Consider the following 20,236-nt stretch of genomic DNA (forward strand, 5'->3'; position numbering starts at 1 on the left):
TAACACTTAGCTGTGCTTTTATATGTTTCGTTCGCCAATAGCAATCAAAAGCTAAACCAGTAGAACTAAGCCAGTAACGCTAAGCAGCAAAAAGTGTATCGTGAAGTTGTTCAACAACCGTATTTGCATCTTGCCCTGGTATTAAAAAGCATAAGTTGTTTGAACTTGCACCGTGACAAATCATACGAATATTAAAGTCGTTAATTTTGTCAAACACACTGCTACCTAGTCCTTTAGTTGCATGAAGGTTATTACCAATTACCGCAACAAGTGACAAGCCGTGCTCAACCGACACTTCACAAAGTTGCTCAAGTTCCGCTAACACCGAATTGTTAATCAGCGACTGTGTGCTGCCCGTTGGATTATCAAATGTCAATGCAACACTGATCTCACTGGTTGTAATCAAATCAACACTGAGCTCATGCTTGGCTAAAATTGCAAACACCTTAGCCAAGAAACCACTGGCATGTAACATCGCAGGGCTTTTCACCGTCACTAAGGTTTGTTCACGACGCAGCGCAATAGAGCGATATGTTGGTGATGAAGAAACGCTTTGCTGAATAAAAGTACCACCTTGTTCTGGCTCTTTGCTCGACCCGACAAATACCGGAATATTTTGTCGCATAGCAGGAATAAGCGTTGCTGGGTGCAAAATTTTAGCACCAAAGGTAGCCATTTCGGCCGCCTCACCAAAGCTGATTTCAGGAATAGCGCGAGCCTGATCAGTAATGCGTGGGTCCGTTGTAAAAATCCCGACCACGTCAGTCCAAATACTGAGATTGGTGGCATCAAGCGCTTCTGCAATTAATGCTGCACTGTAATCAGAGCCGCCACGGCCAAGCGTCGTGGTGTGCCCTAACCCATCTTGACCAATAAACCCTTGCGTAACAATCACACTGTCTTTTGTGAGTGGCGCTAAATGCTCAATAGCTTTTGTTTTAAGCGCTTCAATATCTACTACAGCTTGCCCATACAAACTGTTGGTTTTCATGACTTGGCGAATATCAAAACATTTGGCGTTAACACCAAGCTCATTAAGCACTTGAGTAAATAACGCAGAACTAAGCTGCTCACCAAAAGACAAAATCTCATCAGCATTTTTCACACTGTGCTGTTGCGCCTGAATTTCTGCTATTTCACCAAGCTGCGAGAGCTTTTCATCAACAAAATCACCAAGGTTATGATCGCCCGTAAAAGCTTCAATAATATTGAGTTGAATTTCACGAATGCTCGCGATAATTTCATTGCGCTCTGCCGCAGGTACACTCTCCTGCCCTAAACGCACTAAATGATTGGTAACACCTGCGCTCGCCGACACCACAACAACACGATTGGCGAGATCATTTTTAATAATCGTTGCACAGCGCTCCATCGCTTGATGGTTAGCAACACTAGTTCCACCAAATTTAGCAACAGTAAAGTTAGACATAAATCCCCCAATCACTAGCCCAGTCGCTAGATTCAATTGTACTTTCAAGGGTGCTTGGCAAACACGCCGCAAGTTGATTGTGGATTTTGGTGATAATGTTCATTAAAGGGTCTCCCTATATAGCAAAAAACTACTTACAACAAAGGAAGAGCACGGCTGAGGATATTCTGAAGCCCAAAAGCAAGACATTTTCAGCCAGAAGCTCTCCACCTATTTAACGATTACCTCGTTACTGGTGACAGCCTTAGGGATTCAACCCTAATGACCGAATTTAGTTTGTCACTCAAACTAAATCCTCGGCGATAGTCCCCCTCATTAACGTATAACGGGCAGTGACCCTAACGCTAGTTACCTGGCTATCGCTCCTCTTCTGGTGTTAGCGAGTATTTATCTTGTAAAAATTTAAAGTAAAAACTCAATAACGCCCTCATTAAACATTAATTATTCGTTGTGATCAATAGGCATTTAGATGTCCAAACAATTGTTTGTAATATCTGATGCTAATTGCGTTGTAGATTTTCTATCTCGTATTTCATTAAAGAGAAGTGAGAAAAGGAAATCACTTTGATAGGTTGAATTAAAAGAAGTGCTTAGATAAATCATTTAAGCAAATCGTTGAACGTAACTGCCAAAGGCAACTATTCGCAGGAAGTAACTATAGTGTGAGCTGCTATGGCCTCGATACTTGCCCAGAAAAATGAACAAGTTGTGATAGCAAACAGGACAAATACGTATATTTACGCACCTTTTTGCTCACTATTAGAGCGAGCAGTAAAATCCTTCAAAAAAGCAGTTGCAAATCACATTAACTATCCTTAACATACGCCTCGCTTTCACAGAGATGCAATAAATCTCTGATAATGAACACTTCATTAGAAAGCGAAGTCGTTGGTAACCGACTCAAACTGTTACAATACTTGGCGCGGGATGGAGCAGCCTGGTAGCTCGTCGGGCTCATAACCCGAAGGTCGTCGGTTCAAATCCGGCTCCCGCAACCAACTCTTCGTTATAGATTCAGAAGTAAAACAATCTTGGCTCGTTTACTCAGTAAACCATTCGGACGCGGGATGGAGCAGCCTGGTAGCTCGTCGGGCTCATAACCCGAAGGTCGTCGGTTCAAATCCGGCTCCCGCAACCAACTCCTTGATTCCTAAACCTATATTACACCTACGCATCTATACGCCACAAAATGCTCAATTAATTTCCGCTAATATAGTTACTCCAATTAAAAAAGCACTTCGCGCAAACATTGTTTTTCAATCGCCCTTTCACAACTTAGTACTTTAATTTCCTTTTAACTTCAAAAACATCTACTGATATAGTTAGCCTTCAAAAATACGCTATGGCCTTTTAATTTTCCAATGGACTTTTTTCTCTTTAAAAAAATTATTGCAGTGGTAGTTATGCCACTCAATATATCTCTTCTGTTACTGATAATCGCCGCTTTGTTTTTTAAGCTAAAACCTAAACTGAGCAGAACATCTTTAATCGCGGGGGCGCTAATTCTTGGTATCTCTTCAATTACCCCAGTTGCAGATAAAACAATAGCGCCTTTTGAACAAACATTTGAAAGCTTTAGCCGCTCTATAAAACCAATTAGTTACATTGTTGTGCTTGGTTGTGGGCATGCGACAAATCATGCACTGCCTGCGACGTCACAACTAAAAGCCTGCTCTTTAAGGCGTTTAGTCGAAGGTATGCGAGTATTAAAGCTGCACCCTGAGGCGAAGTTAATTGTTTCAGGCTATGGACTTTACGACGAACAAACAAACGCCGAAACAGTGCAAAAAGCCGCTATCGCGTTAGGCGTACCAAACGCAAAAATTATCGTTGAACCTTACCCAAAAGATACTCGTGAAGAAGCACAATTAATTGCGCCACGAGTAAAAGGAAAAACAACAGTTTTAGTTACCGACGCTTATCACCTGCCAAGAGCAATGAAGTATTTTGAGTTAGAAGGAGTTAAGCCAATACCTGCGCCTGCTGGCTACTACGCTATCAACCCAGATCAGGACTTTGTTTGGCCTCATTTAGTGCCTAGTGCCAAAAACCTTCAAACCTCAAGCATTGTTTGGTATGAAACCATGGGGCGTATTTGGCAGTGGCTTGCTTACTAGCAAGCTATAACCACTAACCTTCTTTTAACTCAGCTAAACAACCACAATAATAACGCAGGTTAAATCGCAGTTTTGTACCTAGATATATCCTGTGTTCTGCTTAGCATTTGATTTAACACCACTAAAAGTCCGTTTACTTTATTTAGCATTTCACATTATTATCAAAGTGTTATAGCGATTTAATTAAGCATAACTGCTAAATATATACAAAATAAAAACAACAATATTAGATAAAGGAATATCGCCCCAATGTGTCGCTTTGACTTTAGAAAAAAGCTCGTAAATGCCTGTGTGTTGGTATTTATCAGTGTATTCGCTACGTTTTTTTCAACCGCCATTTTCGCCAATCATGTATTACCTAGCCCTGAAGCATTTGATAAAAACTTGTCAAACTATGTTGAGCTGGATAATGGGTTAAGAGTGTTACTGCTTTCAGATCCAAATGCTAAAAGTTCTGCAGCATCTATCACCATTAATGTCGGCGGGCGGCATTCACCAAAATCTTTTCAGGGGCTAGCTCATTTACTAGAGCATACTGTTTTTCTGGGAAGCAAATCTTACGCTGGCACGAAAGATTTTGATGGGTTTGTAAAAAAGCAAAATGGGTGGAGTAACGGCACCACTCGCCCTCTGACCACGCGTTATCATTTCCAGCTAAACAACAGCCCAAGTGCAGACGCCTTAGTTGAGGGCCTTATTCGCTTGCACGACATGTTAATCAATCCATTGATGCAAGAAGGTGGCATTAAACTCGCAATTGAAGAAGTAGACGAGGAATTTCAAAGCCGTAAATCAAATGACTTTGCGGGTGTTGTTTCAGTTTTTAAAGCAAATATGTCTCCAAATAACTCCGCGCGCTATATGGACGTTGGCAATAAAGTATCGCTTCAAGGGGCGACGACTGACATTAAACATGTATCGAGCGCCTTAAAAGCGTTTCACCAAAACTACTATAAGCTCGAAAATATGACGTTGGCAGTTTACAGCAAACATGATCTAAACACGCTTGAAAATATCATAAAACAAGTATTCAAAAGCCCTAAAAATCTAGACCAAACCATAAACCCAAACTTAAACACACAAATAAGCAATCGACTGTTTTCAACTCATCTTATGCCATACAGCCGACTTTATGAAAAAGATGATCTTGGCAAGCGTATCGATGTATTGTCGTCTATCGACCGTCCAGCTTTGGACTTGCGATTTGAAGTACCTGCAAATGAAAAACAAGCGATAGCTTATATTCGTCATTTGCTTGATTATAATAATTTAGGCTCCCTTGCTCACTATTTAAATCAAAAAGGGCTCGCTCATAGCGCTTTTGCCTCCGTGCATGGCGACAGCCTTAACACTGTAATCAACATATATGCTGACCTAACGAGTGATGGTTATCACCAGATAAACACGGTAATTGAAGCCATCTTTGCTTATCTCAATCACCTCAAAACTCAACCACATCCTGATTATCTACAACAAGAATTGGCAGCCGCCCAGGCTCGCGATTACAAGCGCCCAATTGAAATGGAACCAGGCGACTGGTTAAGTGAGCTTTCCGATCAAATGCATGTCGCAAATTCTAGCGATATATTCACGTCAATGTATATCGCTAAGCCGGTGACTCAAAGCACTATTGATAAGCTGCTAAGCCACTTTTCGGTGAATAACTTCCAAGCCTATGTTTCCAGTAATAAACCATTAGCGGGCAAGATTCAGCAAACACCTCATTACTTAAAGCCTTATACTAAGCAGCGTGTCTCATCAACGTTGCTCACTCAATGGCAATTCGCTAAGAATAATAGCTTCTCGCTACCCAAACAAAACCCTTACCTCAAGCCCAGAAAAACGCAAACAGCTGAAGTAAGCCCACCGATTAGCGCGCAAGATAAAATAGCTGCGCAATTAGTAACGAATCCAGCATTTGCAATTGAAGATTCATTGCTAATTAGGCTAAGCAACTTAACACTCAATAGTGAGTTTGATAACGGCACGAAAATCGAGAGTAAGCTTTACCCAAATAGCTATGTATTATTCTTGCTGATGGCCGAGCAGCTAACCCACAATTTAGGAGAGAATCATATTTATGCTGAGTTGGCAGGTTACCATTTTGATGAAAAAGTCACTAACCAGTCGCTTGGACTTGTGCTTAGTGGCAAACAATCACACTTAGTAGATTACGCATTTGATCTTATTTCACCTTTTCATCGACAAAAGCTTAGCGCGGCAGAATTTGATGCACTGAAAAAAAGCGCTTATCGCAATTACGAGAATATTTTACACGAGAAGGAGTTCAGGCAGGTTATTAAAGCCGCCACCAACCAAGGTAATGGCTTGCCAAGTATAAAAGCAACGCTTGAACAAATTAACGCTGTAAGGCTTGCAGACTACCAATCGTTTGTAGCACAGGTATTATCATCTCTGACCATTTTTACCGACTCGATAACAAATAGCCATAAGTTTTCAACTCGCTTTATCACGCACGTAAACTCCGAACTAGTTGCGGCAAATACCTTACACAACAACACGTCAGTCAACGCAACTAAACCGCTACTAAGTTCAGCCAACTTAAAAACTAGTAGCGTAAATACAAGTAACGCGAATGTAATCAAAACACATGTATCCGAGATGGCTGCTATCGCTAAGCAATTTAAGATTGTAAATGTCACATCGGAGAAGCAAGCCGCGTTAGCATTTACCATTAATTTCAACCCCAACTTACCATTTGTGAATATTCAAGATAGTGTCAAAGCGAATGCGCTACTTCATATGTTTAAGCAGATGACGACACGAGAATACAGAGACGAGATTCGTGTTAAGCAGCAACTTGCTTATCATGCGGGAAGCCTTTTACTGAACACTCATAAGCCAGCGTTTAGTTTTGTCGCGGAGTCTTCAAAAGTAAATGCTACCGAGCTTGCCAAACGAACAAAGGTGTTTTTTATCGACACCGCGTCGCAACTAACCAATGAAGATAATTTAACAACTAGTCAGCAGTATTTTATAGAAGCTAAGCCAATCGTTATTGAACAATTGAATACTTTCTATCGTCGCGAGCAGCAGCTACATCAGCTAAATTGGCAGTTAGACAATGGCTTTAGAAGCTTAGATTACAACGTACGAATTGCCGATGAAATTAATAGAATAACTTACCAAGAGTTTACCGAATGGTTGATAACATTAGTTGATAGCATTTCTTGAGGGTATTGCTTGGAGGTATTGCTTGATGGCATTAGTTAAAGGCATAGCCTAAAGGTATTTTATAACAAAGCAACTAAACATCAGATCGACCATAAACAGGCCTAACAAGAAAAAAGCCCAAACACTTTCTGATGTTTGGGCTGTGTTGTTATCGAGTGAATTGCTCGTATTTACACTGGATTATCAATATCAACAAAATCAACGTTGAGGCCTAAATCACGAGCAACAAATTCGCCTAATGCTTTTGCGCCATAACGTTCAGTGGCGTGATGGCCAGCAGCAAAAAAATGAATATCCATTTCACGCGCTATATGAGTTGTCTGCTCTGAAGCTTCACCTGAAATAAAGGCATCTATCCCCTGCTCTGCTGCCAGTTCGATATAACCTTGCCCACCGCCAGTGCACCAAGCCATGGTTTTTATTGGTTTGTTTGACGGTGGTGCGATATGTAAACATTGGCGATTGAGCTTTTTACTAATCATTTCGTTAAAGCTGACACCATCAATACCAAACGGCAGTTCCCCTTGAATTGGCACGCTTACAGGATTACCAAGTTCTAGCGGCCCAGTGACCTTAATGCCTAACAATTTAGCCAACTGCGCATTATTGCCAAGCTCAGGGTGGATATCTAACGGCAAATGGTAAGCGAATAAGTTAATATTGTGATCAAGTAACTTTTTAACACGCTGATATTTCATGCCAGTAATAGTTTGGTTTTCTCCTTTCCAGAAATAACCATGATGCACCAAAATAGTATCGGCTTTTAAGGCGATAGCCTCATCAATGAGTGCTTCAGTTGCGGTCACCCCTGTGACAATATTGGTGACTTCCTCTGCACCTTGCACTTGTAATCCGTTGGGGCAAAAATCTTTAATTTGTTCGGGTTTTAAAAGTGCCTGCAAATATTGAACGAATTCTCTTCTAAGCATGTAAATTCCAAAAATAACCTGACATTTGATTGCGCCTACTTTACCCCAAATTACTTTCACTTGCGCCCGACAAGTTAGATTTACTGCACAGCATTAAGCAAAATTTTGCACTTTCGTCCCTAGAAAATTGCTTTTTAGTGTTCAGAATTTATGCGAAAAACAACACTTAAATCATATTTATGCTTCTCATGTGAATATTAATTCAACAAACGGTTATTTTTTATAAATTTATTTTCGTACGAACTAAATCGTAAAGAAACTAAGTGTATACAAGGGCTGCAGGCAGAAATTGCATAATTTACGGACAGAATAATTTACAATTTGATTAAGTTATATACATATACCCTATTTCTATATGCTGATTTATTTGATACAAAATTAGCGTCATGTTGTACCGAGTGAACTAAGTGCTTCTCCCCTGTAACACTTTGTGAACAATGGTTTACCATCAGGATTTGACACAAATAACAAAAGCAAAATAACGCAAAAGGAAATATGGAAATGACAAAGTTCTTTTCAAAGAAAACGTCACTTGCGCTTAGCATTTCAGCAGCACTGCTTGCCTCTCAAAGTTTCAACGCTGTAGCCGAAGAAGCAAACGAAGAAATCGAACGCATTCAAATTACTGGTTCACACATTAAACGTACCAGTATGGAAGGCCCATCACCGATCACAAGTTTATCGTCAGACGATATTCAAAAAACCGGTGTCACAGATTTAATTAGCTTATTCACTAAGTTACCTATCTCTGGCCAAGGGACTTTCTCAACCCAAGCAAACAGCTCAGATGATACGGCCAATGGTGGTTCTTCAGTATCACTGCGTGGCCTAGGTGCCGATTCAACGCTAATCTTAGTAAATGGTCGTCGTGTTTCGGTAAGTCCATTCGCAAAAGGTATTGATACCGCTTTCGTTGATATCAACAACATTCCATTATCTGCCATTAAACGTGTAGACATCTTAAAAGATGGTGCTTCTGCAACTTATGGTTCAGACGCTGTTGCAGGTGTAATTAACGTTGTACTTCGCGACGATGTTGATGGTGTTGAACTATCAGGTAAAGTGGGCACAACCGCAGATGGTGGTGGTGATGAACAAAGCATTAGCTTAGTGTTTGGTAATCAAACTGAAAAATCTAGCCATACGTTCATCTTAGAATATTTTGATCGTGAAGAAGTATTATACGCTGATCGCGACTATTCTCGTTCAGCTAACCAAGCAGCACTAACTGGCGACCCATTAGCAACTGATTTCCGTTCATCTTCAGGTATTCCAGGTACAATAGCCCTTGCCTCTGATCCGTCAAATCGTTTGATTGACTTATTCGGCAACGACATTTGTCCAGTTGAAGACCAAGACCCTGATAACAACCTTTGTCGTTACGATTACGCGCCACACATGACCATGATCCCAGATGCAGAACGCTTTAGCTGGAACTACATGGGTAAGTACGAAATTAACGACACGGTACGTGCATTTGCTGAGTTAAACGGTCAAAACTCAAAATCAATTGTTCGCGGTGCAGGTAGCCCAAGCTTCAACGAATTGTTTATGTCTGGCGACAACCCAAATCATCCATTTGCCGATATGCCAGATCATCCGTTCTATCAACAAGACTTAACCATGCGTCGTCGTACCGTAGATATTGGCAACCGTGAGAAGCGTGTTGACTCTGACTACTACCGCGCAATTCTTGGATTGCAAGGTGAAGTTAACGACTGGAGCTGGGAACTTGCTTACAGCTACATTAAGAGCGAATCAACAGAGCGTGGTGTTGACGGCTTCCCGAATTCTCGTCGCATCCAAGAAGCCATTGACGGTGTGCAGTTAGATGATGGTACAACCCTTTACTGGAACCCGTTTGAGCCTTCTGCTAACTCGCAAGAATCACTTGATTACATCGAAACAACAACTGTTCGTGTCGGTAAATCAACTAACCGCTCAATTGACTTTAAAATCTCTGGCCCTGTGCTAGAAATGGAACACGGTGACTTACTACTTGCATTAGGTGCCGAGTACCGCGAAGAAAGCATTGCTGATAACCCAGATGATCAATTCCTACGAGGTGACATCTTCGGTACCGAAGCAACTCAAGCAAATGGTTCACGTGACAACACCGCCATTTTCGGTGAATTAGCAATCCCAGTGCTTGATACCTTAGAAGTTCAACTAGCGGTACGTTACGAAGACTATTCAGACTTTGGTACGACGACCGATCCAAAAGTGTCTTTCTTATGGGCACCAAGTGATGACTTAAGTGTTCGTGGCTCATACGGTACAGCCTTCCGTGCACCTTCTTTACACCAGCTAGGTTTAGGCCGCACCGACGAATCACCTAACTTAGTTGATACGCAACGCTGTGCATTAATTGGCGATCAAGACCGTGCATGTGATCCTCAAGAATATACAGCAGTGTTCGAAGGTAACCCAGATCTTGGCCCAGAAGAGTCAGAAAGCTACAACTTTGGTGTAATTTACAACGTTACCGACGATTTAAGCTTCTCAATTGACTACTACAACTACGATATTGAAGACATTATCGACTCTGATACTCAGTTTGTAATGGACAACTTTGGTTTAGATCCAAACATTGTTGAGCGTCGCCCTACTTCAATTCCTGGTGACCCAGGTGAAGTTATTCAAGTTAACGACAGCTTCCAAAACATTGGTGACTTAGAAACTTCAGGTTTAGACATTGATATTCGTTACAACCTAGAAACTGAATACGGTCAATTCCGCTTTGGTTACATCATGAACTACGTAACTAAGTTTGAGGATTTCCGTGGTACAGAAGAAGGTGGTTTCGAACAACCAGAAGTACGTTGGACAACGTCAGTTGACTGGTTAAAAGATGACTTTAGCGCGACGGTAGCGGTTAACTACATTGGTGAGTTTGACCAAGAAGCATCGTTAAACATCGATAAGAAAGTTGATTCAATGACTACTGTTGATGCCACGATCAACTACTACGGCATTGAAGACACTGTACTAACGTTAGGTGCAACTAACTTGTTTAATGAAGAACCTCCGTTTGCTTACCACGACTTTATGGGTTTTGTGGTCAACGTTCATAACGGTCAAGGCCGTTTTGCCTACGCACAAGCAACATATAAGTTCTAAGTTAAATAATTTATCACCCTTAAAAAGCCCGACAATAGTCGGGCTTTTTTTATGGATTTTTAACAAGCTAAAATAAGTAGCAAAGCAAAACCGAGTCTAACTTTAACACTTCCATTTGAACTGGTAGTCTGGTCGATCCAACTTACTGCACAAAACAGATAGAACCAGTTTATGGATACAAGACTTAATTGAGCGACGAGGGTTTAAACACGCAACCGTCGCGCTTGCGGCCAAGAATGCACGGTTGATATGGGCATTGCTGCGAAGTAAAAACGAATACCAAATAGATTATGTAAAATAGAAAAGATTGACGTTGTAAAGGTAACCCTAACGGTTAACCCCACCGCGTCTTAGCATGAGCGATTGACGATAACATGGTCAGACCGAGAGCATAAAAGCCTGTTTAATCGGGAAGCGCATTTCTTGAAAGAGAAGACGCTGTTTAACGAATGAGGCCATGCTCAAGCGCAAATCATCAGGGCAATAGCACAAGCTGTTACGGCAGTATGCTAATAAACGCCGAATGTAGAGCTGCTGTCAACCTCTCCTGAGCTAATTATAGCTAAAGCTAAAGATGGAATATTATGATCTATTCTAATTTTTTCGAGACTAGCAGTTAATTCTTCTAATGTATTATTCTCAGAAGCATCTGTATAAGAAGAAACAAATAAGAGCATTAATATAATTATTTTATACACCAGACTACCTTGTGGAATTTAACAGTTTATTAGAAGGCAAATTGCGCGCTTTCCACAATTCCCTTCATAATTTTATTTATTCATATTTACGTTAGTTGAAAGGACTTTTCAATGCTAGTCAACAACCTATAGCATATGAAAAAGTATATATTGGAAGAGGCCGCTCAATTTGCACGCTTTCACCGCGGAAAGAAGGATTTATTGTAATCTGTATTTATATACATGTGAAAATTAAAAAATGTTTTTCTTAATGGCTTTTGAGAGAAAAGGTGAATATGTGTGGTTTTAGTTGCCCCACTTTATTACGTAATGGCTGCTTATTACTCAGATAAACAGCCACTTGCACAAAAATCTCACATTATTTTATCGGGGGTCACTAACTATTCAGCGGATAAATCATGTACGGGCTTTTGCTGGTTGCTGTTTTGTGCTTTGAACTCGCTTTAACCCGATGGGTAACAACTGCGGTACCCGCTCCATATAGTCGGCATAGGCTTTACCAAATCTCGCCAACAAGTCACGCTCTTCATATCCTATGCCAATGAATACATAAATAGAGAACAAGCTTGCCGCAACCAGATGCCCGACTGTCATCTCAGGGGTTGACCAGAACACAATCAACATGCCCAGATACATAGGGTGGCGAGAAATTTTATACAAAGATGGAGTTTTGAAATCTTCCTCTACCATAGGTTTTTCTTTATAGGCATACCAAGCCTGAGCTATCCCAAAAAGTTGCGTGTGGCTGATCATAAAGGTTGACCACAACACCAAACTTGCACCAGCGAAGAAGCTAAGTTGCAGCAAAGTCGAAGTCGTTCCTGTGGCTTGCCAGACCATAATGTCGATAGGTTGCCATGCCAAATAGAACCAAATGAGTACCAAGCAGGTTGCCAACATAAATATACTGCGCTCCAGCGACGAAGGTATCCATTTCAAGATAAGCTTTTTAAATCCTGATCTGGCCATCACACTATGTTGTACCCCAAAGGCAACAATAAGTAAGGCATTAGCTATCACTGCTGGTAACAATGGAATGTTGCCAAAAACTGGGCCACTTCCTACCGTTTTAATGATTTCCGGCAGAGGAAAATAATAGCTAAAGAACGGTCCACCTAAAAAGACCAGTAGATACGTGAACACACACCAAAACAGCAAATATATGGCCGCGCTAATAGCAAGTTGTAATGTTTTCATGGAATCATCCTAATTTAAAGTTATGTGTCGGTTTCTGCATCAATCAATTCATTCCCGAGTATCAACCCTGATACTTGGTTCGTATGCTTAGTCCAATCACCAATAAGCCGAAGAAAACCGAATAGGCAATCCCCTCAGTACTGAATGTCAAAGCACTTAATTTCAAAGAAGGGATTATTGGTAGCAACACGTTTGCTAGTGCAGCTTGAGTGACAGGACAGAAAGAGACCGCTGAAACAATGAAGAGCACGCACAGCCCTAAAAAGTATTGCAAATACCTCTTTGCAGTAGCATATGATTGCCCTTGAGGTTTTGCCGAGTCTTTTTTTACCGAGCTTTGTGCTGTGTTTGTTTGCTTAACCATCGTCTTTTTCCCGTTCCGTTATTGGACGAAACCAAGCTTAATGACAGCGGCTAAGAAGGTACAATTATTAAATTTAATTGCCCTATAAGAATTGCTTTAATACTAGGAAATACAATGTATTAGCCTGTTGTAAGAGCAAAAAATAATATTTTAGGGTGGTTACAAATGACGAGGTGCATTCTGTTGCAAATGCTCAATAACCTGTTTTTGTAATGCCGACATGTAGCGGTTTTTCACATAACAGAGAATGACTGGGCTGGTGACGGCTTTCGCGTGGGTGACAATCTCGAAATCATCACTGTCTTTAATAATATGCTCAGACACCACAGCTTCACCAAATCCCAGACGAACGCCATCTATCAAACCGTAGACGTCATCATAAAAACAGCGGTCGAACTCAAAATCCGCCATTCCTTGGGTGTCAAAAAAGTTGTAGGTGGTGACATCATGCGCATCATGATCCAGAAAGATCGGCGGATCCAGCCGATGCTCGCTGGCCCTATTACGTATATGCACTAAGGTTTCGTGGCCAAGTAACTCAAATTGCAGACGCGGATCAGTGAATTCGGCGTCCACGACGATAAAGTCTACTTCTCCGGACAATAGCAAAGGAGGTAATTCACGCAGCTCTCTGGAAAAGAACTCCACCTTCAGTTGATGGGGAGAATTAATCAAAGGCAATAACGAGGGCATGATCACCGATCGCATCACTGAGCTGAACGCCCCGACACGGATAATGCCGTTAGCGATGGCGCTGCGCCCAGTCACTTGATTCAATACATCTTGCTCGCGTGCCTGCAAATCCGACACATATTCGAAAAGGATCTTCCCCTGCTCTGTCAAACCAATGCCTTCAGGGCTACGGATCAGCAAATTGGTGCCCAGCTCCTGCTCCAACTTAAGTACCCGCTGGGACAAGGCTGATTGGGTAATAAACAAGTTGTCAGCCGCCTGACAAAAGCTCTTATCCAGTGCCACCTGATAAAACGCATTCAATCGATCGGTATTGAGTTTCATAGTATCTAAATACAGGTGAAAGAAGGAAATATACGCACTTAGAAAGTTTAGTTGAACCAAGAAGCTCAAGCCAATTTAGAGTGCGCTGCGAAAGCGAGACGAGAGTCGGTAGCATTAGTTCAGGTTAGGTTAAGCAGGCTTTGCTAACGTGGGTTGCTAGAGTATGTCGCTAAAGTAAGCCGCTAAGGTGACTGTCAAACTTTATTAACTGGAACCATTAATGATACAAAAGATAGTGCTATCACTTTTACTTTTTTCGGCATTTTTCAAAGTAAATGCATTCGCGAATCAACAGGCCTTGAGCATTGACCGCATGATTCCCGAAAATTTTGAGCTGGCCTACCCCAATGAGCAAAACCTACAGCCTCGTAAAAGTGACTTTGCGGTTATCAATTATGCTTTGATGAGCAATCAAGCGGGTGAGCGCTGGGCTGTGGTTACGGTCAGGAATTTAGCGAGCGGATGGCGAATGCTAGATCAAAAACACTTGCTGGCACTAACGGCAAATGGCGAACGAATTAACCCGATAGATGTCGAGCAACATTTTAAAGCTGGAGAAACTCTGTCATTAACCATTAATTTTGGCGAGCATAAATTTCCAATACTCTCGATTTATTCTAGAGCCGACTCATACAAGTAAATACAATTTAGCACGGGTTAACACAGCGACATTCTGACAAAGCTAAATGGTAGGTACACTCAATACCAAACGTATACCTACCACAAAGTTATTAAACGAATTTATAAACCAAACTTAGCTAATGCTTGCTTGGCAATGGGCACGCCGTATTCCTGAACAAAGTGCCCTGCTTCTTCGAGCTTCATGGGCTCTGGGCAACCCTTAATAAACGACCTTAGTACTTCCATAGATTTTTCACCTAACACGGCATCTCGCATACCAATTGCCATAAAGCTTTGCCCTTGCCACTCGTTAGACCAAAATGATCGAGCGCGCGTTGTTATATCAATAGCTGGCATATCTGGGTCTACTGGCACTAATTGGGGGAAGCGGCGCACTCCTGCTTTGTAGCTATTGTCTGGGTATGGAGCATCGTAAGCAACAACATCTAGCATGTTCATTGCACTACCGGCATCTGTCGCAATTAAACCGCCAACTGGAATTTCTGGTGCACTGGCACAAAATCCACGCCAGCGGTAAAAGCCCTCTGTTGCACCGTCACCGGCGGGCAAGCCCGTATTCATCACTAATAAATTATCAAAGCGAGCGGCCATATCCATGGGTAAGGTTAAGCCTAGAATCCCGCCCCAGTCTTGGCAGACTAAGGTGATATTTTTCAAATCTAAGCGCTCAATTAATCGTATTAAGCTGTTTCGGTGAAATTCAAAGGTGTATGTATCATCATCAACCGGCTTATCAGAGCGACCAAACCCATAAAGATCAGGCGCGACAACACGATAACCCGCTTCAGTGAACACAGGGATCATTTTACGATACAAATAACTCCAACTTGGTTCACCGTGCAAACAAAGAAAAGTGGCGTTGGCATCTTTGCTACCTTCATCAATATAAGCCATACGAAGCGTTTCATAACCTTCTAAATCGTCAACATAATTAGGCTGGTATGGAAAGGCTGGAAGTAATGAAAATCTTTCTTCAGGCGTTCTCAGTGCAACTATCGGCATACTCGATTCCTTATTCTTATTTTTCACGTTTATGAGATTAGTAAATAAATATACTTTGTGGCTGTTTGTTTTATAGTCAGCGACATTAATCTAACCAACCACCAACGGCTTGTATAGGTTTGGGGTCAAATCGCTTAGAAAGCCATACAACAATTGCTTTTTGGGTTGACTCAAACTTACCGCTGTTCGGAATAGGCAAACTCGTCGTCAACTGAGTATTACTGACTTTGACACTGGATTGCTGGTAGTCAATCACAACAAAATCATGTGGCAATGCTTTTCCTCTATTTTCACCGCGAGTAACGCGGGTTATTTGATCAAACCCAAGAATCGCAACGTGTGCCTGAACATATGGCGGCAGGGCTTGCTCAGCTTCAAAGGTCAGCGTTACTTGTTGTTCATCAATTTTGGCACTAAGCTCGCCAACGACTAACGCGTTATCTATCGGTAATTCTTGGCGGTAAAACCAACCATTCCACCCTTTGCCGTTAACCACAAAACCTGGGGTAGCAATATTTTGTGTGTGACCAAGGCGCTGGTAATTTTGCTGACGTTTAGTAAAAGCACGCATGGCGTAAGGATCTTTCCAGCCAATATAGTCCCAATAATCGACATGAAGATTAATTGGAATAAACTGCTCAAATAGGCGCTTGTCAGTTTTAAATTGACTCAGCCACTTTTCTGCAGGAGGACAGCTGCTGCAACCTTGAGAGCTATATACTTCTACTAAGTTAACTTGTTGTTTTGGGCTAACAAAGGTTTGAGAAAACGTGCCAAAGGAAAGTAACAGGCACAGATAGGAAAACGTCAAGGTAACGGCACTTGGCATTGATAGTAACTTCATCGCATTGAGTTTGTTAACGGGCTGTCTTAGTTAAGAAACGGCCAACGACAATAAAATTTCTTTTTACGCACAAGGGCAGTTTGTTAAAGCACTACTTATTTTTAGTTGCCTTGCTGTTTCTGTTGCTAAGCACCCTATTGCTATTCAGTCTATTGATGTTGATTCTGTTACTGTTCAGCCTATTGCTATTCATCGACGGCACTCGCGCTGGTTGTAGACTTGGGCGTAATCGCCATTTAGGTTTTATCGGTGTCAGTGGGTGTACGCGTTTTTTCGCGACAATCACGTAAATACTACCAATAGCGGGAAAATAAGCTTGCGCGAGTTTTTTCCATGTTTTTTTTATTGTACCTTGTGGCAAAGCTTGCTCATTACCATCAGTATCTGCTACTTGTTTAGCTGATTCTTGTTTTACTGCTGTTTGTTTAGCAGGTCCTTGATTAGCTAATGGGGCTTGCCCAGCTAGTGTTGAATGCAGTAAACGCGTATCTTCCAAAATCTCAAAGCCCATCAACTCAAGCCAATCTTTAACCCGCATCGGGGTAAAAAAGTGCTCTCGCCATGGCATTTGTTTGCGCCGATATGGCAGTATTTTATTTAATCCGGCAAAACTTATCGGGTTGTAACCGGTAATCACCATGTAGCCATTGGGAATGAGCACCCTACTCGCTTCCCTAAGCACATGGTGCGGATCAACACTAAACTCTAATGCATGACCCAGTAAACATACATCTACGCTGTGTTCGATAAACGGCAAGTCGTCAATATCAGCAATCACAGAACTATTATGGCGACAATGAGCGACAGTGATTTGATGGTTAATGGGTGATAAGTGGGTATCCAAAGCGCCACTCAATGCCCCTATTTTCATCAGATGATAACCAAAGAATTTCGCAGTCCACGGCGCGATTGTTTGATTAATCGCATCCAGTATCACATTGCCCATCGGCAATGACTGCCAGCTTTGCGGCGAACTCGGTTCTCGGAAGGCTAAAGCCGATTTCATCGTTATCTAGTACTCCAACAGCTATTGTCACCCATGACTATTACTCGTTATTTTTATGCAAACGGCTTAATTTAGTTATACTAGCCAACAATTGGGCACATTTAGCGAATTAAACAACTCTATGACTATTAATATAACGGCGATTCATGCATTTAACGACAATTATATTTGGGCAATTACGCAAGAAAATGAACCTGAACTAACACTTGTCGATCCCGGCCAGGCTAAACCTTGCATAGACTACATCGAAGTTAACGACCTGAAACTGACCAATATATTGATTACTCATCATCATGGTGATCATGTTGGCGCTGTTAAAGCGCTTGTTGCGCAATATGGTGACGACATCAATGTTTATGGCCCTGCCACTGAAAATATTCCCCTTTGTCGTTATCCATTAACCGAGGGCGATAGAGTAGATATCGATAAGCCACAACTGAGTTTGCAGGTGCTTGATGTTCCCGGTCACACCGCAGGCCATATTGTTTACGTTAACGACGATGTTCTTTTTTGTGGCGATACACTATTTAGTGGCGGTTGTGGACGTTTATTTGAGGGGACACCCGCACAAATGCATCACTCGCTTGCCAAGCTAAAACAATTGCCACCAACAACCACTGTGTACTGTGCGCACGAATATACCTTAGCTAATTTAGCGTTTGCGCAAACCGTAGAGCCAAACAATGCAGAACTCAATGAGTATGTAGAAACCGCTAAGCAATTAAGAGCACAGCAAATAGCTACCATACCCACCACAATAGCAAGAGAATTGGCGATTAATCCTTTTTTACGTGCTGACCAAGCTGAAGTTCAGCAAAGCGCACAATCATACACAGGCGTAACACTCTGTAATGAAGTTGACGTGTTCGCTGCGGTTCGGCGCTGGAAAGATGAATTTTAGCGACGATTGATGAAATTTAATAACAACTTGAATTAGTTATTCAAACCAGTAGAATTCGGTTAGTTTTTGTCAAAATAAGCGTCTATGAAGCAGTTAACACTTTCAATATCGGCCTCTTTACTATTGCTCGGCTGTCAAACCACACAGCAAGAGCAATCATCTGATTTAATCGCCGCCAATGAATACATCGCGACTCCGGTTGAAATCAATCAAGCATTAATGGCTGATGAATCCATAGACGTTATTCATCCTGTAGCTGACGTTGATATTAATTTAGCGGATGATGACATCCATATCTCAGATGATATTTGGCAACATATTCAACAACAAATTACGTTCGATATCCCGCAAAACAAACGTGTTGTTGTGCAGCGCAACTGGTATGCAAAACACCAAAGCTATTTAGATCGCGTTGCAAAGCGCGCAGAGCCATTTCTGCACTACATAGTACAAGAGCTTGAAAAAAACGATATGCCAATTGAAATGGCATTGTTGCCAATTGTTGAAAGTGCCTTTGACCCGTTTGCCTACTCTCACGGTCGAGCATCGGGCATGTGGCAATTTGTACCAGGTACAGGTAAACGCTTTGGCATGAAGCAAAATTGGTGGTACGACGGCAGACGCGACGTGATTGCCTCAACCGATGGCGCCATTAAATACCTTAAATACCTACATAAATATTTTGACGGTGACTGGTTATTAGCCCTAGCAGCCTATAACTCAGGTGAAGGTCGAGTCAAACGAGCAATGAAAGCTAATGCACGTAAGAACAAGCCTACTGACTTTTGGTCGCTCGATTTACCTAAAGAAACTCGCGCTTACGTGCCCAAATTGCTAGCACTGGCTGATATTGTCAAGCGTCCCAACGATTTCGGTTTAAACTTATACAAAATTAATAACAATCAAGTGATTTCAACGGTTGATATTAAATCTCAGCTCGATTTAGCCAAAGCCGCACGGTTAGCTGATTTATCTCTTGCTGAATTTCAACGACTAAACCCAGGTTTTAATCGTTGGGCAACCGATCCCGACGGGCCACATTATGTAGTTGTACCAACCGCAAAAGTTGAGGCTTTTGAGACAGGTTTAGCAAAGCTAACCGATAAAGAGCGTTTGTCTTGGCAGCGTTATCAGATCAAGTCAGGTGACAGCTTAATTCGTATTGCCAAGAAGTTTCATACCACGCCAGAGCTGATCCGCAGGGTCAATAGTATCAAAGGCAATAATATTCGCGCAGGTAAACATTTGCTGATCCCTGTCGCGGCGCAAGCGCTTGATGACTACATTTTGTCGCAAGAACAGCGCTTGACCAAAACCCAGCAGCGCAAACGCACTGGCATCAAAACCTACCACAAGGTGAAATCAGGCGACACGCTTTGGGACATTAGCCGCTTATACAATGTTTCTACCAAGAGCATTGCGAAGTGGAATGGTATGGCACCGCGTGACTACATTAAACCAGGTCAAAAGCTCGTGATTTGGCAAAAAAGTGGATTAAAGCAATCAGCCAGTAAACCTGCTGAACAGGTTGTCATGCGCAATATTACCTACAAAGTGCGCCGTGGTGACTCATTTGCCCGTATTGCGAATAAGTTTAACGTTTCCATTAAAGATATTGAGCGCTGGAATAGTTTAAGTCGCAAAAACTACTTACAACCAGGCCAAATGTTGAAATTGTCTGTTGACGTTACCAACAGCATTTAGGCGTAAACGGTTTTGGCTTACACGATTAAGCCTCAAAAAATCAATATGATTAAAACGGCTCCTCAAGGAGC

The 20,236-nt window shown here is 41.8% G+C and carries 15 protein-coding genes, 2 tRNA genes, 1 pseudogene and 1 riboswitch; of the genes and pseudogenes, 9 read left to right on the forward strand and 9 right to left on the reverse strand.

The genetic code is table 11. The features are described 5' to 3' along the window. Positions 1-79: 79 nt before the first annotated feature. Entirely contained in the window at positions 80-1,429 is a 1,350-nt protein-coding gene (lysC, locus tag DXX94_RS02445; RefSeq protein ID WP_116013647.1) for a lysine-sensitive aspartokinase 3, read from the reverse strand. Between the two features lie 191 nt (positions 1,430-1,620). Continuing rightward, a riboswitch (Lysine riboswitch) is annotated at positions 1,621-1,807 on the reverse strand. 543 nt (positions 1,808-2,350) lie between these two features. Here lysC and DXX94_RS02450 point away from each other — a divergent pair. The 4 genes from DXX94_RS02450 (at position 2,351) to DXX94_RS02465 (ending at position 6,741) form a co-directional block, all read left to right on the forward strand. Then, a tRNA-Met gene (locus DXX94_RS02450) sits at positions 2,351-2,427 on the forward strand. Between the two features lie 63 nt (positions 2,428-2,490). Continuing rightward, positions 2,491-2,567, forward strand: a tRNA-Met gene (locus tag DXX94_RS02455). 265 nt (positions 2,568-2,832) lie between these two features. Continuing rightward, positions 2,833-3,546: an ElyC/SanA/YdcF family protein gene (locus DXX94_RS02460; RefSeq protein WP_258872080.1), complete on the forward strand. Its 714-nt coding sequence runs from the start codon at positions 2,833-2,835 to the stop codon at positions 3,544-3,546. 249 nt (positions 3,547-3,795) lie between these two features. Next, positions 3,796-6,741, forward strand: coding sequence for an insulinase family protein (locus DXX94_RS02465; protein WP_116013650.1), 2,946 nt, complete (start codon positions 3,796-3,798; stop codon positions 6,739-6,741). A gap of 170 nt (positions 6,742-6,911) precedes the next feature. Here the strand turns inward: DXX94_RS02465 and DXX94_RS02470 are convergent, their stop codons facing one another. Further along, positions 6,912-7,670, reverse strand: coding sequence for a Nif3-like dinuclear metal center hexameric protein (locus DXX94_RS02470; protein ID WP_116013651.1), 759 nt, complete (start codon positions 7,668-7,670; stop codon positions 6,912-6,914). Positions 7,671-8,171: 501 nt separating this feature from the next. Between DXX94_RS02470 and DXX94_RS02475 the strand changes: the two genes are divergently transcribed. Continuing rightward, positions 8,172-10,790: a TonB-dependent receptor plug domain-containing protein gene (locus DXX94_RS02475; protein WP_116018241.1), complete on the forward strand. Its 2,619-nt coding sequence runs from the start codon at positions 8,172-8,174 to the stop codon at positions 10,788-10,790. A gap of 148 nt (positions 10,791-10,938) precedes the next feature. After that, positions 10,939-11,091, forward strand: a pseudogene (locus DXX94_RS02480) (IS110 family transposase); the annotation flags it as partial. 208 nt (positions 11,092-11,299) lie between these two features. On the opposite strand, the gene DXX94_RS19180 reads toward DXX94_RS02480, so the two are convergent. The 4 genes from DXX94_RS19180 to DXX94_RS02495 all read right to left on the reverse strand — a co-directional run bounded on the left by DXX94_RS19180 (position 11,300) and on the right by DXX94_RS02495 (position 14,066). After that, entirely contained in the window at positions 11,300-11,488 is a 189-nt protein-coding gene (locus tag DXX94_RS19180; RefSeq protein WP_147302232.1) for a hypothetical protein, read from the reverse strand. A gap of 396 nt (positions 11,489-11,884) precedes the next feature. Then, entirely contained in the window at positions 11,885-12,685 is an 801-nt protein-coding gene (locus tag DXX94_RS02485; RefSeq protein WP_116013653.1) for a methyltransferase family protein, read from the reverse strand. Between the two features lie 61 nt (positions 12,686-12,746). Beyond that, positions 12,747-13,049, reverse strand: a complete 303-nt coding sequence (locus tag DXX94_RS19240; protein WP_116013655.1) for a hypothetical protein — start codon at positions 13,047-13,049, stop codon at positions 12,747-12,749. 159 nt (positions 13,050-13,208) lie between these two features. Next, positions 13,209-14,066: a LysR family transcriptional regulator gene (locus DXX94_RS02495; RefSeq protein ID WP_116013656.1), complete on the reverse strand. Its 858-nt coding sequence runs from the start codon at positions 14,064-14,066 to the stop codon at positions 13,209-13,211. Between the two features lie 220 nt (positions 14,067-14,286). Here DXX94_RS02495 and DXX94_RS02500 point away from each other — a divergent pair, with 220 nt between their 5' ends. After that, on the forward strand, positions 14,287-14,706 hold the full coding sequence (locus tag DXX94_RS02500; protein WP_116013658.1) for a hypothetical protein: 420 nt from the start codon (positions 14,287-14,289) through the stop codon (positions 14,704-14,706). Positions 14,707-14,807: 101 nt separating this feature from the next. Here the strand turns inward: DXX94_RS02500 and DXX94_RS02505 are convergent, their stop codons facing one another. From DXX94_RS02505 to DXX94_RS19445, 3 genes are all read right to left on the reverse strand, one after another. Further along, positions 14,808-15,710, reverse strand: coding sequence for a haloalkane dehalogenase (locus DXX94_RS02505; RefSeq protein ID WP_116013660.1), 903 nt, complete (start codon positions 15,708-15,710; stop codon positions 14,808-14,810). 85 nt (positions 15,711-15,795) lie between these two features. Continuing rightward, positions 15,796-16,554 carry a DUF1223 domain-containing protein gene (locus tag DXX94_RS02510; protein ID WP_116013661.1) on the reverse strand — a complete coding sequence of 253 codons (759 nt, stop codon included), beginning with the start codon at positions 16,552-16,554 and terminating at the stop codon, positions 15,796-15,798. A gap of 91 nt (positions 16,555-16,645) precedes the next feature. After that, on the reverse strand, positions 16,646-17,560 hold the full coding sequence (locus DXX94_RS19445) for a methyltransferase domain-containing protein (protein ID WP_258872081.1): 915 nt from the start codon (positions 17,558-17,560) through the stop codon (positions 16,646-16,648). A 121-nt stretch (positions 17,561-17,681) separates the two neighbouring features. Here DXX94_RS19445 and gloB point away from each other — a divergent pair, with 121 nt between their 5' ends. Next, positions 17,682-18,461, forward strand: a complete 780-nt coding sequence (gene gloB / locus DXX94_RS02525) for a hydroxyacylglutathione hydrolase (RefSeq protein WP_116013663.1) — start codon at positions 17,682-17,684, stop codon at positions 18,459-18,461. Between the two features lie 84 nt (positions 18,462-18,545). Next, a complete protein-coding gene (locus DXX94_RS02530) occupies positions 18,546-20,165 on the forward strand; it encodes a lytic transglycosylase (protein ID WP_116013664.1) in 1,620 nt (539 codons plus the stop codon). Positions 20,166-20,236: the final 71 nt, after the last annotated feature.

This window comes from Thalassotalea euphylliae, assembly GCF_003390375.1.
GTDB lineage: Bacteria > Pseudomonadota > Gammaproteobacteria > Enterobacterales > Alteromonadaceae > Thalassotalea_F > Thalassotalea_F euphylliae_A.